Genomic DNA, 12,059 nt, shown 5'->3' on the forward strand with positions numbered 1-12,059 from the left:
TACGGGCATGACAGCCGGGGGTACTCGGCGTTACCGTCGTGCACGCGGACACGACGTGCGAAGGAGGGGCCCGTGAAGCCGAGGGGTGAGCGGCACATAGGACTGCTGAACGGCTTCGCGGCCTACGGGATGTGGGGGCTCGTCCCCCTGTTCTGGCCCTTGCTGAAGCCCGCCGGCGCCATGGAGATCCTGGCGCACCGGATGGTGTGGTCGCTGGTCTTCGTGGGCGCCGCCCTGCTGGTGCTGCGGCGCTGGGCCTGGGCCGGCGAGCTGCTGCGGCAGCCGCGCAAGCTGGGCCTCGTCACGGTCGCCGCGACGGTGATCACCGTCAACTGGGGCCTGTACATCTGGGCCGTGAACTCGGGGCACGTCGTCGAGGCCTCGCTCGGGTACTTCATCAACCCGCTGGTCACCATCGCGATGGGTGTGCTGCTGCTGAAGGAGCGGCTGCGGCCGGTGCAGTGGGCGGCGGTCGGGACCGGCTGCGCGGCGGTCGTCGTGCTCACCGTCGGCTACGGCCGGCCCCCGTGGATCTCCCTCGCCCTCGCCTTCTCCTTCGCCACGTACGGGCTGGTGAAGAAGAAGGTGAACCTCGGCGGCGTGGAGTCACTGGCCGCCGAGACCGCGATCCAGTTCCTGCCCGCGCTCGGCTACCTCGCCTGGTTGACCGCGCAGGGCGGCTCCACCTTCGCCGACGAGGGCGCAGGTCACGCGGCGCTGCTCGCCTCGGCCGGCATCGTCACCGCGCTGCCGCTGGTCTGCTTCGGCGCCGCCGCCATCCGCGTGCCCCTGTCCACGATCGGCCTGCTGCAGTACCTGACGCCGGTCTTCCAGTTCCTGCTCGGCGTCCTCTACTTCCACGAGGCGATGCCGCCGGAGCGCTGGGCCGGGTTCGCGCTGGTGTGGCTGGCGCTCGCACTGCTCACCTGGGACGCCCTGCGCACCGCCCGCCGGGCCTCCCGCGCGCTCAGCAACGAGATGAGCGTGCCCGGCGCCACCAGGGCGACCGGCACGGTCAGCGCCACGCGGAACGCCGACAGCGTGGCCTCGGATCCGGACCCGGTGGACGCCAGGCCGTAGCAGGACGCCGCGCACCACGATCCAGACCCTGGTGACCTGGACGGAGCAGCACCAGGACGAGATCGCGGCGGCCCGGACCGCGTACGACGCCCGTGGGGCGCGGGACTCGGAGGCTACGGCTTCCCGGGCTCCTGGCGGGCTCGGTGGGCCCGGACCTTCTCGCGGTTCCCGCAGTGCTCCATGGCGCACCAGCGACGGCGGCCCGGGCGGGAGGTGTCGACGAAGAGCAGGTAGCAGTTGTGGGCGCCGCACTCGCGGACGCGGTGGGCGTACGGCCCGGTGAACAGGTCGATCGCGTCCCGGGCGACCGTGGCGAGCAGCTGGGTGCCGGTGGCGCCCGGGGCCCAGGCACGGCTGCCGTCCGGTGCGATACGGGCGACGAGCGGGGGCCCGGCCGCGGCGGCGTTGACGACGTCCAGGTGGGCGGCTCGCAGGGGGCGGTCGTGGGCGCGGTCGGCGGCGAGGGGGAACAGCGCGTCGCGCAGGGCGCGGGCGTGCTCCAGCTCTGCGGCCGAGACGGCGAGGTCCAGCCCGTCCGGCAGACGGCTGCGCCGCGCCCAGGCGACCAGGTCTGCGGGCTCGTGCAACACCTCCCAGCGCGCGAACGCACCCGGGCCGCCGGTCGGCAGCAGCTCCAGGCACAGGGCGCCGGGGTCGAAGCGGAAGGACTTCCCCTGGGACGAGACCAGCGTCAGCCCGGGCGTCCGGTCCGGCGATTCCCCTGCGCGTCCACTCACCTAACCAGTATAACTGGTTACATGACGCAGACATCGGCAACACCCGCTCCTGTGCACTGGAAAGTCGTCATCGACGCGAACGACCCGCACGCGCAGGCCGACTTCTGGGCCGCCGCCCTCCGGTACGAGACGGAGGACAACAGCGCGCTCATCGAGAAGCTGCTCGGCTTCGGCGCCGTGACGGAGGACCTCACCGTCGAGTGGCACGGGCGCCGCGCCTTCCGGGACCTGGTCGCGGTACGGCACCCCGAGGACCCGTTCGAGGAGGAGAGCGGAACGGGGCTGGGGCGGCGGCTGCTGTTCCAGCGGGTGCCGGAGGTGAAGACGGTCAAGAACCGGCTCCACCTCGATCTGCACCCGGGCGCTGGTCGGCGCGAGGAGGAGGTCGCGCGGCTGGAGAAGCTCGGGGCTCGCGTGCTGCGGCGGGTGGCGGAGCGGGGCGGCGAGTGGGCCCTGATGGCGGACCCGGAGGGGAACGAGTTCTGCGTGCACTGATGCAGGACCGGTGTCGGACCGGTGCGTCGGTTAACAAGGCCCTGGCCGGATAAGAGTCTTGACGGAGAGTCAGTAGCAGCTTCACCATCCAGGCACCCCATTCACTGTGGGCTGCCCGTGGCCATCCCACGAGCTTCCCAGAGGAACTCGGAGCCCCCACACATGAAGCTCTCCGTTTCCGCACGCGCCGCCGCCGCGGCCGCCGTCGCGACCACCCTGCTCCTGACGGGCGGTGCCGTGGCGGACGCCGCGTCCGCTCCGGCGAGACCGGCCGCCGCGTCCGACATACCCCTGGCGGGCGTCAAGGCCCATCTGTCCCAGCTCCAGTCCATCGCCACCGCCAACGGCGGCAACCGCGCGCACGGCCGGGCCGGCTACAAGGCCTCGCTCGACTACGTCAAGGCCAAGCTGGACGCGGCCGGATACACCACCACGGTCCAGCAGTTCACCTCCTCCGGCCGCACCGGCTACAACCTGGTCGCCGACTGGCCCGGCGGTGACACGAGCCAGGTCGTGATGGCCGGCTCGCACCTCGACAGCGTCTCGGCCGGGCCCGGCATCAACGACAACGGGTCCGGCTCGGCCGCCGTCCTGGAGACCGCCCTCGCCGTGTCACGGGCGCAGTACAAGCCCGCCAAGCACCTGCGGTTCGCCTGGTGGGGCGCGGAGGAACTCGGCATGGTCGGTTCCCGCTACTACGTCAACCGGCTGGCCACCGGGGACCGTTCACGGATCAGCGCCTACCTGAACTTCGACATGATCGGCTCCCCGAACCCCGGCTACTTCGTCTACGACGACGACCCGGCGATCGAGAAGACCTTCAAGGAGTACTTCAGCGGCGTCAACGTCCCGACGGAGATCGAGACCGAGGGCGACGGCCGCTCCGACCACGCGCCCTTCAAGAGCGCGGGCGTGCCGGTGGGCGGGCTGTTCAGCGGGGCCGAGCGGGCGAAGACGGCGGCGCAGGCGGCCAAGTGGGGCGGTACGGCCGGGCAGGCCTTCGACCGCTGCTACCACTCCTCCTGCGACACCACCGCCAACATCAACGACACGGCCCTCGACCGCAACAGCGACGCCCTCGGGTACGCGGTGTGGGCGCTGTCGGACTAGGACCTACTGGGCGCGGGCCCGTTCGGTGAGGCGGCCCATGCGGGCGCGGGCCGCCTCCAGACCCTCGATCTCCTCCGCGGCGGGGCCGCCCTCGGCGGCGAGGTCCGCCCAGAGGGTGATCAGATCCCGTCCCAGCTCCAGTCCCAGCGCCGGGTCGCGAACCGCGCGCCAGGCGGTGGCCGCGCTCTCCACGTTGCCGTAGGCGGCCTCTCCGTCGCCTGTACGCCGGTAGGCACCCGCCAGGTCGAGCGACAGGCGGAAGGCGCGGACCGGATCGCCGGCCAGGTAGGCGACGTAGGCGGTCAGTTCACCGAGCCGGAGCACCTCGGGGTGCTCCGGCCCCAGCGTTCCCGAGGCCTGTGCGACGGTCTGGTCGGCCAGTCCGGCCGCCGCCTCGATGCGGCCCTCCTTCACGGCTTCACCGATCCGCGCGATCGGCTCCGCGAGGACAGCCGGTGCGGCGGAGTCACCCGGGACGCCGAAGGGTTCGTCACCGAGCAAGGCCTCCGCGACGGCGTCGAAGCCGCGGATGGGGGTGGGCTTCAGGTCGGGGTCGGTGGCGAGCAGCTCCGCTTCGGACAGCGGGGCGGGAGCCGGGCGGCGCTTCGGGGCGGGACCCGCTTCGGGGACGGGCAGCGGCCGCGCGTCCATGGGCGGAGGCGGGCCGAACTGGCCGGTGGGGGGTGCGACGGTGCCGGGGGGCGTGGCTGTGCCGGGGGGCGTGGCCGTGGCCGGGGGTGTGTCTTCCGGGGTGGGCGGCGGGGTGGCTTGTACGGGTCGCAGCTTGAACGTCGGTGCGGGGTCGTCGGACGGCTGCTGTTCGGGTACCGCCCGCAGTGGGAACGTCGACGACGCGCCCCGGCCGGACTCCGGCATGGGACGCAGGATGTGCGTGGCGCTGTCGCTCTGCGGGTGCTGTTCCTCCGACGCGGGCGGCATCGGCCCAGGGGCGGGAGCCGGCGGCTCCGTCACCGCGCCCGCCGGGGGCGTCTCCCGGGGCGGAGGTGCCGGGGCGACGGCGTCGTCCGGTGGTGCCGTACGGACCGGCTCGGCGGTGAAGCGGCTGGAGCCGTCCGGGTCGACCTGGAGCGGGACGACGTAGCCGATGCGCTCGTCGTGGACCGTGGCGAGGACGGGGTGGCCGGTGGCGAGGGCGATGTGGTGGAGGCGGTTCAGGACGGCCTGCTGGATCTCCTCGCCGGGGGCCGCGAAGACCGGGACGCCTCCGACCGACGCCCCGTCGGACCCACCCGCCGCACCGGCTCCCGGCCCGGCTCCCGGGTCCGCACCGGCCACGGGAACCCGGACGTCCACCGGCGCCGCCGGGGTCGCCACGCGTGCGGCCTGCTTCTGTTCCCGCTTCTTCTCGCGGCTCAGTCGAGACATCGTCCCCTCACTCGGCGTCGTACACCTACGGTCGAGTGTGTCCGCTCGCTCCCGTTTCTCACGTCACCGCGGTGTCACAGGCTCGTCCCAAGGGCCGTGTGCCCCACGCCATCGTTCCGTATGGCATGCGGAGCCGGAGCACGAGGGAAGAGAGGGATATGCACACAGGCACGCGACAGGGACCGGAGATCTGGATCCGCGGCCCGGTGACCACCCCGGAGCCGGGGCCACCGCCGGAGCCCGCGCACGCCCATGCCGGGGCACGGCGTTTCTCCTGGGTCGGCACGCACGGCGGCGCCGGTGTCTCCACCCTCGCCGCGGTCTACGGCGGCTACGACAGCGGCCGCGCCTGGCCCGGGCCGGACGGTCCCCCGTCGGTGCTGCTGGTCGCGCGGACGCACGCGGCCGGGCTGGACGCGGTGGCCGCCGCGGTGGAGGTCTTCCGGCACGGCCGGGCCCCGCAGGCGCTCGACCTCGAGGGTGTCGTCCTCGTGGCGGACGCCCCGGGCCGGCTGCCGCGCCCGCTCGCCCAGCGGGTCAGGTCCCTGGAGTCGGTGATCGACGTGTACCGGGTGCCGTGGGTGCCGGCCTGGCGGCTGGGCGAGCTGGGCCGTCCGCCGCGCGAGACCGCGGCCCTGGCCCGGCTGACGGGAGCGGCGCGCTGACGGCCGCGGCGGCCCTGTCGGCCGGGGAGATCGCGGCGGGCGTACGGGCCCGGGAGCTGCGCGCTGTCGACGTGGTCACGGCGGCGCTGGAGCGGATCGAGCGGGCCGATCCGGCGCTGTGCGCGTTCGTCGAGGTGTGGCGCGAGGAGGCGGTGCGCCGGGCGGGCGAGCTGGACGCGCGGCTCGACCGGTGCTCCGGAGCCGTCCCCCGCGCGAGCGCGAGGGAGGGCGGGGCGCCTTTACGGGATGCCCCTTTTCGGGATACCCCGGATATCACTCGTACGAGCGATGCCGCACGGGCGGGCCGAGCCGGACCGCTGCCGCTGGCGGGCGTTCCCCTCGCCGTGAAGGGGCGGCACGGGTTGCGGGCGGTGGGTCCGCTGCTCGCGGCCGGCTGTGTGGCCGTGGGTGCGACCTCGGTGCCCGGGCCGGGTACTCCCTGGCAGACCTGGGGGCTCGGTGCTCACGGCCGGACGGTGAACCCGTGGCGGGCCGACCGTACGCCGGGCGGCTCGTCGGCCGGGGCCGCGGTGGCGGTGGCGGCCGGGCTGGTGCCGCTGGCGACGGGCGGCGACGGGGCCGGGTCGGTGCGGATCCCGGCGGCGTGGTGCGGCGTGGTCGGCTTGAAGACGACCCGCGGGCGACTGCCCTCCGCCGACCGTACGGGTCTCGCCGTCCCGGGCGTGCTCGCCCGCTCGGCGTCGGACGCGGCCCGCTGGTGGCAGGTGATGTCACGGGAGCCGGCGACGCCCGGCCCCCCGCTGCCCGTCACCGCCGTCTGGTCCCCCGACCTCGGTTTCGCCGGACCCGACCCGGAGCCCGTCGCGCTCGCCCGGGCGGCGATGGAACGGCTCGAGGCGGCCGGTGTCGTACGGCTCGTACGGCCGCGAGTGCCGCCCCGGCTGCTGGACCCGGGGCCCGCCTGGCTCGCCCTGCGCACACCCGGTGCCGACCCGGCCGGGGCCCACCGCGTCCGGGCGGAGAACGACCGGCGGCTGGCCGGGCTGTTCGCCGGTGCCGAACTGCTGCTGACGCCGACGGCACCCACCGCACCACACGGCCACGAGGGGCCCGGAGACCGCTACTCCACCTCGCTCACCTGGGCGTTCAACCTCAGCGGGCATCCGGCGCTGAGCCTCCCGGCGGGCTTCGGCGGTGACGGCTGCCCGGCCGGGCTGCACCTGGTGGCGGCGCACGGGCGGGAGGCGTTGCTGCTGGCCGTGGCGCGGGAGGCGGAGGCCGCCGGCACCCACTGAGGAGTCCCGGAGTGGCTGACGGGCACCCTTGGCGAATTAAATGCATCCGCATATGATGCAAGCGCGTGTAATTGACGTGCGCCTATCTTCTGGGGGACTCCCATGACCCGCCGCTTCCTTTTCGTCCTGGGCAGCGCCCGCGCCGACGGCAACACCGAACTGCTGGCCCGCCGGGCCGCCGAGCAGCTGCCGCCGGACGTCGAACAGCAGTGGATCGACCTCGCCGAGCACCCGATCCCCGACTTCGAGGACCTGCGCCACGACAGCGACCACGTCCGCCCGACCGAGGGCAACCTCGCCCTCCTGCTGGACGCCACCCTCGCGGCCACGGACCTCGTGATCGCCTCGCCCCTGTACTGGTACTCGGTCTCCGCGCACACCAAGCGCTACCTGGACCACTGGTCGGGCTGGCTGCGCACGCCCGGTCTCGACTTCAAGGCGACCCTGGCCGGGCGCACCCTGTGGGGCGTCACCGCGCTCGCGCACCAGGAGGAGGTGGTGGCCGACCCGCTGGTCGGGACGCTCAACAACTCGGCCGCGTACCTGGGGATGCGGTTCGGCGGGGTGCTGCTCGGCAACGGCAGCAAGCCCGGTGACGTACTGAACGACACCGAGGCGTTGACCCGCGCCAAGACGTTCTTCGCGCAGGAGGCGCCGCTCGCCCGGTTCCTGTACGAGGAGTGAGCACCAGAAGGAGTGAGCGCTAGGCGGTGATGTCCTTCGTCGTGAAGCGCGCCCAGGCCGCCGAGCCGAACACCGCCGCGTACAGGGCCTGGAGACCGAGGTTCTTGGCGAGGTCGTCCCAGTAGACCGGTTCGCGCATGAGGTCGGCGAAGGACAGCCAGTAGTGCGAGAAGAAGTACGGCTGGAGGGCGTGCAGTTGCGGGATCTGGTCGAGGATCTGGACCGTGATCAGCAGGCCGACCGTGGTGGCCATCGCCGCGATGCCGCTGTTGGTCAGCGTCGAGACGAACAGGCCGAGCGCGGCGACGCCGATCAGTGACGCGGCGACGACCAGGGCGATCAGCAGGGCTCTGCCCAGACCTTCGGCGAAGCTGATCTGCGTGCCGGAGATGGTCGTCAGGTCGCCGAGCGGGAAGAGGAGTGCTCCCACCGTCAGCGCCGAGACGGCGACCACGAGGGTGGCGGCCAGGCAGAACAGCACGACCGTCGCGTACTTGGTGAGCAGCAGACGGCTGCGGCCCGCGGGGGCGACCAGCAGGTAGCGGAGCGTCCCGGCGTTGGCCTCGCCGGCGATCGCGTCGCCCGCGACGACACCGATCGCCATCGGCAGGAAGAACGGGAGGGTGGCGGCCAGGGCGGTGAAGACGAGGAACAGGCCGTTGTTGGTGATCTGGGAGATGAAGGCCGGCCCTCCGCCGCCTCCCCCACCGCCGGGTGACGAACCGTCGCCCGTCTCGATCTTGACGGCGATGCCGACCAGGACGGGCACTCCCGCCAGCACGGCCAGCAGGGCGAGGGTGCGCCAGCGGCGGAAGGTGGTGGTGAGCTCGTTGCGCAGCAGCCCGAAGGTCCACAGCGGACTCACCGGGCGTGCGCTCTCGGCGACTTCAGCCCGCGACATCGAATCCCTCCCCCGTCAGCGCCACGAACGCGTCCTCCAGCGAGGCCCGTTCGACCGTGAAGCCGCGTACCCGGACTCCCGCGGTGACCAGCGCGGTGTTCACGTCGGCGAGGTCGCGGTCCGGTGGTTCGCCGGTCACGCGGTCGTCGGTCACGACCAGGTCGCCGACGCCCTGCTCCTTGAGGACGCGGGCCGCCTCCGCCGGATCCGGGGTGGTCACCACCAGCCGGCCGCGTGCCCCGGCGGCCAGCTCGGCGACCGGGCCCTGGGTGATCAGGCGGCCCTGTGCCATCACGGCCGCGTGCGTGCAGACCTGCTCGATCTCGTCCAGCAGATGGGAGGAGAGGAAGACGGTCGTGCCGTCCGAGGCCAGCTCCCGTACGAGGGTGCGGATCTCGCGCATGCCCTGCGGGTCGAGGCCGTTGGTCGGCTCGTCGAGCACGAGCAGCCGGCGCGGCCGGAGCAGTGCGGCCGCGAGGCCCAGGCGCTGCTTCATGCCCAGCGAGTAGGCCTTGGCCTTCTTGCCCGCGGCGGCCGTCAGGCCCACCCGGTCCAGGGCCGCGGCCACCCGGGCACGCCGGGTGCGCGGGTCGGCGGCCGGGTCGGCGGAGTCGTACCGGATCAGGTTGTCGCGGCCGGAGAGGAAGCCGTAGAGGGACGGGCCCTCGATGAGGGCGCCGACGTGCGGCAGCACGGCGCGGGTGGCCCGGGGCATGGGCTGCCCGAGCACCCGTGCCGCGCCGGAGGTGGGCTCGATGAGGCCCATCAGCATGCGGATGGTGGTGGTCTTGCCGGAGCCGTTGGGCCCGAGGAAGCCGAAGACGCTGCCCGCCGGGACGGTCAGATCGAGCCCGTCGACGGCGAGCTGCCCGCCGCGATAGCGCTTGGTGAGCCCCCGTGTGGCGATGACGGTCTCCCCACCCAGGACATTCGCGCCGCTCTCCTCCGGCTCCGCGGCGGGCTGTTCGGCCATCGGCTTCCTCGTTCTCTCGGTGTCCCGTGACGTACGGGACCTACTTGCCGGCGTCGGCCGCCTTCACGAGGGCGTCCTTGGTGACCATGCCGACGTAGACCTTGCCGTCGTCCGTCATCAGGGCGTTGACCAGGCGGGTGGAGAAGACCGTGCCCGAGCCGAACTTGCCGGTGACCTTGTCGCCGAGCGAGTTCACGAAGCCGCCGAGGTCGCCGCCCGCCTCACCGGAGGGCACACCCTCGCCGCCGGTGTCGAAGGTGGCTATGGCGTTCCAGCCCTCGCCGATGGTCTTCATGCCCTCGGCACCGCCGAAGCCCTTGCCCAGGTCCTCCGGGGACTTCGGGGACTTCAGGGACTTCGGGGCGCGCTCGGCGTGCTTGCGCGCCCCACCCTTGTCGGAGTCCTTCTCCTCGGTGACCTTCGCACCCTTCGGCGGGGTGAAGTCGAAGGTCGACGCGGCCGGCCGGTCGAAACTCACCTTGGTGAAGCCCGCGTCGACGACGGCGGCGCCCCCACTGGCCGGGGTCAGTGTGAACTTCAGCGGCGTACCCGTCTTCGCGTCCACCGCGACGGTGACCGCGCCGACCGTGGAGCCGGACTGCTTCGGCTTGATGAGCAGCTTGTAGGCGTCCCGGCCGGCGACCTGGGCGGTGCCGTCCACGGTCACGGAGGTCGTGTCGTCGACGGCCTTCAGGGCCTCCTCGGCGAAGTCCTTCGGCGTGGCCGGCGGCTGCTCCTTCTCGTGCTTCGGGCTGTCCGAGGCGGTGCCGTGGTAGACCTCGTTCGACTTGCTGTCGTAGCCCCAGAGGTCCTTGCCGTTGTGGACGACGCTGTACTCGGCGGCGTTCTCCAGCAGCGACAGCTTCTGCTTCTCCGGGCCGTCGACAGCGACGCGCAGGGTGTGCGTGCCGGAGGCCAGTTCGGTGAGCTTGGACGTCGGGTCGGCGGAGGAACCGCCCTCGCCCGGGCTCGCCGCACCGGACATCAGGCTGCTCTCCAGCCCGCCGAGGTCCGGCAGTCCGAGATCCGTGCTGATCTTCACCGTGCCGGACAGCTGCTGCACGTCCGACTTGGCGATCTTCTCGATGAGCTGCTGTGCCGTGATCTTCGGGAGGTCGGGGTCGCCCGAGTCGGCGAGTGCGGGGACCAGGCCGATCGTCGCGGCCGCCACCCCCATCACCGTGACCGGGACGACGTACCGCGCGGCTTTGCTCCGCCGGGAGCGCTGCTCGTCGACCTCCCCGGCGGTCGTGTTCTCGTCGGATGCGTACGGTGCCATGTGTGCCCTACCTCCGTGGTCGGCGGCGGCTGTCCGTGTCGTCCACGCACTCGTCCCTGAGCCGCCATTCTCACCCGAACAGGTGAGGAGTGGTGTTCTTCGGTGGTCTCCATCTGACCAAATCGGCCGGGGAGATACGTCAGACCGCGGGCTCAACTCCACGTACTGCTGGGGTATGACACGGAGGGGCGGTGTCTCCCCCGACCCGTAGGGGGCGGGGGATGAACCGGACCGGTGCCGCGCTAGCCGGCGCGGTGCACCACGGCGTCGCTCAGCTCCACGAGAGCCGCCTTCGCGGCGCACTCCGGCAGGGGTGCCAGGGCCGAGCGGGCGTCCTGGGCGTAGCGGACGGTGTCCCGGCGGGCCTGTTCCAGCGCCGGGTGGGCGCGCAGCAGGCGCAGGGCCTCGGCGTGCCGGGCGTCGTCGGTGAGGTCGGAGTCCAGCAGCTCGCACAGGGCGATGTCGTCCGCGAGCCCGAGCCGGGCCGCGCGCTCGCGCAGCCGCAGCACCGGCAGCGTGGGGATGCCCTCGCGCAGGTCGGTGCCCGGGGTCTTGCCGGACTCGTGGGAGTCGGAGGCGATGTCCAGGACGTCGTCAGCGAGCTGGAAGGCGACGCCGAGCCGCTCGCCGTACTGGGTCAGCACGTCCACGACCGTCTCGTCGGCGCCGGACATCATCGCGCCGAACCGGCACGACACCGCCACCAGCGAGCCGGTCTTGCCGCCCAGCACGTCCAGGTAGTGCTCGACGGGGTCCCGGCCGTCCTGCGGTCCGGCCGTCTCCAGGATCTGCCCGGTCACCAGCCGTTCGAACGCCTCGGCCTGCACACGGACCGCCTCGGGGCCGAGGTCGGCCAGGATGTGCGAGGCGCGGGCGAAGAGGAAGTCGCCGGTGAGGACCGCGACGGAGTTGCCCCAGCGGGTGTTCGCGCTCGCCACCCCGCGGCGCACGGCGGCCTCGTCCATCACGTCGTCGTGGTACAGCGTGGCCAGGTGGGTCAGCTCCACGACGACGGCGGACGGCACGATCCCGGGCGCGTACCGGTCACCGAACTGGGCGGAGAGCATCACGAGCAGCGGACGGAACCGCTTGCCGCCGGCCCGCACCAGGTGCTGGGCGGCCTCCGTGATGAAGGGCACCTCACTCTTGGTGGCCTCGAACAAGCCTTCCTCGACAGCCGCCAACCCGGCCTGGACATCGGCTTCCAGAGCCTGGTCCCGCACGCTCAGCCCGAACGGCCCGACGTCGGTCACGAGGGGTCTCCTGTCTGCTGTGTCTGCCGGTGATTACGCGGATTGTCGATAGGTCGCTGCCCTCACTCGAGTCAGCGTATCCGGTCACGTTTCGATCACCGCCAGCGCCCATGGTTACAGGCCGGGTGGTATCCGATCACGACCTCCATGTTTTCGATCAGTCCATAAGAACAGACATTTATCCACTTACCAGGAGGTAGCGAGATATAAACGATTTGCCGCGTTGCGTAAGTTAATTCC

General features: G+C 72.5%; 12 protein-coding genes and 1 pseudogene. 7 read left to right on the forward strand and 6 right to left on the reverse strand.

The features are described from left to right. Nucleotides 1-72: 72 nt before the first annotated feature. Nucleotides 73-1,080 carry an EamA family transporter RarD gene (gene rarD / locus ABZ016_RS06055; RefSeq protein WP_356915313.1) on the forward strand — a complete coding sequence of 336 codons (1,008 nt, stop codon included), beginning with the start codon at nucleotides 73-75 and terminating at the stop codon, nucleotides 1,078-1,080. A 16-nt stretch (nucleotides 1,081-1,096) separates the two neighbouring features. Continuing rightward, nucleotides 1,097-1,195 (forward strand): annotated as a pseudogene (locus ABZ016_RS06060) (transcriptional regulator); the annotation flags it as partial. Here the strand turns inward: ABZ016_RS06060 and ABZ016_RS06065 are convergent. Next, nucleotides 1,194-1,817, reverse strand: coding sequence for a CGNR zinc finger domain-containing protein (locus ABZ016_RS06065; RefSeq protein WP_356915314.1), 624 nt, complete (start codon nucleotides 1,815-1,817; stop codon nucleotides 1,194-1,196). The pseudogene ABZ016_RS06060 and the gene ABZ016_RS06065 sit on opposite strands and share 2 nt — an antisense overlap. A gap of 21 nt (nucleotides 1,818-1,838) precedes the next feature. Between ABZ016_RS06065 and ABZ016_RS06070 the strand changes: the two genes are divergently transcribed. Both ABZ016_RS06070 and ABZ016_RS06075 read left to right on the forward strand, forming a co-directional pair. Continuing rightward, entirely contained in the window at nucleotides 1,839-2,312 is a 474-nt protein-coding gene (locus ABZ016_RS06070; RefSeq protein WP_356915315.1) for a VOC family protein, read from the forward strand. A 162-nt stretch (nucleotides 2,313-2,474) separates the two neighbouring features. Continuing rightward, nucleotides 2,475-3,422 (forward strand): M28 family metallopeptidase, encoded by a 948-nt coding sequence (locus ABZ016_RS06075; RefSeq protein ID WP_356915316.1) that lies wholly within the window; start codon nucleotides 2,475-2,477, stop codon nucleotides 3,420-3,422. Nucleotides 3,423-3,425: 3 nt separating this feature from the next. On the opposite strand, the gene ABZ016_RS06080 is transcribed toward ABZ016_RS06075, so the two are convergent. Continuing rightward, nucleotides 3,426-4,808 (reverse strand): tetratricopeptide repeat protein, encoded by a 1,383-nt coding sequence (locus tag ABZ016_RS06080; RefSeq protein WP_356915317.1) that lies wholly within the window; start codon nucleotides 4,806-4,808, stop codon nucleotides 3,426-3,428. A gap of 158 nt (nucleotides 4,809-4,966) precedes the next feature. On the opposite strand from ABZ016_RS06080, the gene ABZ016_RS06085 reads away from it, so the two are divergent. The 3 genes from ABZ016_RS06085 (at nucleotide 4,967) to ABZ016_RS06095 (ending at nucleotide 7,413) form a co-directional block, all read left to right on the forward strand. Further along, complete coding sequence (locus ABZ016_RS06085; RefSeq protein ID WP_356915318.1) at nucleotides 4,967-5,473, forward strand: DUF6668 family protein; 507 nt, start codon at nucleotides 4,967-4,969, stop codon at nucleotides 5,471-5,473. Between the two features lie 14 nt (nucleotides 5,474-5,487). Beyond that, complete coding sequence (locus tag ABZ016_RS06090; RefSeq protein ID WP_356915505.1) at nucleotides 5,488-6,729, forward strand: amidase; 1,242 nt, start codon at nucleotides 5,488-5,490, stop codon at nucleotides 6,727-6,729. A gap of 102 nt (nucleotides 6,730-6,831) precedes the next feature. Next, the gene (locus tag ABZ016_RS06095; protein WP_356915319.1) at nucleotides 6,832-7,413 is read left to right on the forward strand and encodes an NAD(P)H-dependent oxidoreductase; all 582 of its coding nucleotides are present in this window, start codon (nucleotides 6,832-6,834) and stop codon (nucleotides 7,411-7,413) included. 19 nt (nucleotides 7,414-7,432) lie between these two features. On the opposite strand, the gene ABZ016_RS06100 is transcribed toward ABZ016_RS06095, so the two are convergent. From ABZ016_RS06100 to ABZ016_RS06115, 4 genes are all read right to left on the reverse strand, one after another. Further along, nucleotides 7,433-8,314 (reverse strand): ABC transporter permease, encoded by an 882-nt coding sequence (locus ABZ016_RS06100; protein ID WP_356915320.1) that lies wholly within the window; start codon nucleotides 8,312-8,314, stop codon nucleotides 7,433-7,435. Next, entirely contained in the window at nucleotides 8,301-9,287 is a 987-nt protein-coding gene (locus ABZ016_RS06105; protein WP_356915321.1) for an ABC transporter ATP-binding protein, read from the reverse strand. The genes ABZ016_RS06100 and ABZ016_RS06105 overlap by 14 nt, the downstream gene beginning before the upstream one ends. A gap of 40 nt (nucleotides 9,288-9,327) precedes the next feature. Continuing rightward, nucleotides 9,328-10,566 (reverse strand): DUF2092 domain-containing protein, encoded by a 1,239-nt coding sequence (locus tag ABZ016_RS06110; RefSeq protein ID WP_356915322.1) that lies wholly within the window; start codon nucleotides 10,564-10,566, stop codon nucleotides 9,328-9,330. A 242-nt stretch (nucleotides 10,567-10,808) separates the two neighbouring features. Further along, nucleotides 10,809-11,819, reverse strand: coding sequence for a polyprenyl synthetase family protein (locus ABZ016_RS06115; RefSeq protein WP_356915323.1), 1,011 nt, complete (start codon nucleotides 11,817-11,819; stop codon nucleotides 10,809-10,811). Nucleotides 11,820-12,059: the final 240 nt, after the last annotated feature.

The organism is Streptomyces sp. NPDC006372, assembly GCF_040612515.1.
Lineage (GTDB): Bacteria > Actinomycetota > Actinomycetes > Streptomycetales > Streptomycetaceae > Streptomyces.

What these genes read in the sequence shown, in the direction of transcription:
- ABZ016_RS06105 (WP_356915321.1), bottom strand. Translation starts at nt 9,287, where the DNA reads ATGGCCGAACAGCCCGCCGCGGAGCCGGAGGAGAGCGGCGCGAATGTC.
- ABZ016_RS06095 (WP_356915319.1), top strand. Translation starts at nt 6,832, where the DNA reads ATGACCCGCCGCTTCCTTTTCGTCCTGGGCAGCGCCCGCGCCGACGGC.
- ABZ016_RS06070 (WP_356915315.1), top strand. Translation starts at nt 1,839, where the DNA reads ATGACGCAGACATCGGCAACACCCGCTCCTGTGCACTGGAAAGTCGTC.
- ABZ016_RS06100 (WP_356915320.1), bottom strand. Translation starts at nt 8,314, where the DNA reads ATGTCGCGGGCTGAAGTCGCCGAGAGCGCACGCCCGGTGAGTCCGCTG.
- ABZ016_RS06085 (WP_356915318.1), top strand. Translation starts at nt 4,967, where the DNA reads ATGCACACAGGCACGCGACAGGGACCGGAGATCTGGATCCGCGGCCCG.
- ABZ016_RS06110 (WP_356915322.1), bottom strand. Translation starts at nt 10,566, where the DNA reads ATGGCACCGTACGCATCCGACGAGAACACGACCGCCGGGGAGGTCGAC.
- ABZ016_RS06075 (WP_356915316.1), top strand. Translation starts at nt 2,475, where the DNA reads ATGAAGCTCTCCGTTTCCGCACGCGCCGCCGCCGCGGCCGCCGTCGCG.
- ABZ016_RS06080 (WP_356915317.1), bottom strand. Translation starts at nt 4,808, where the DNA reads ATGTCTCGACTGAGCCGCGAGAAGAAGCGGGAACAGAAGCAGGCCGCA.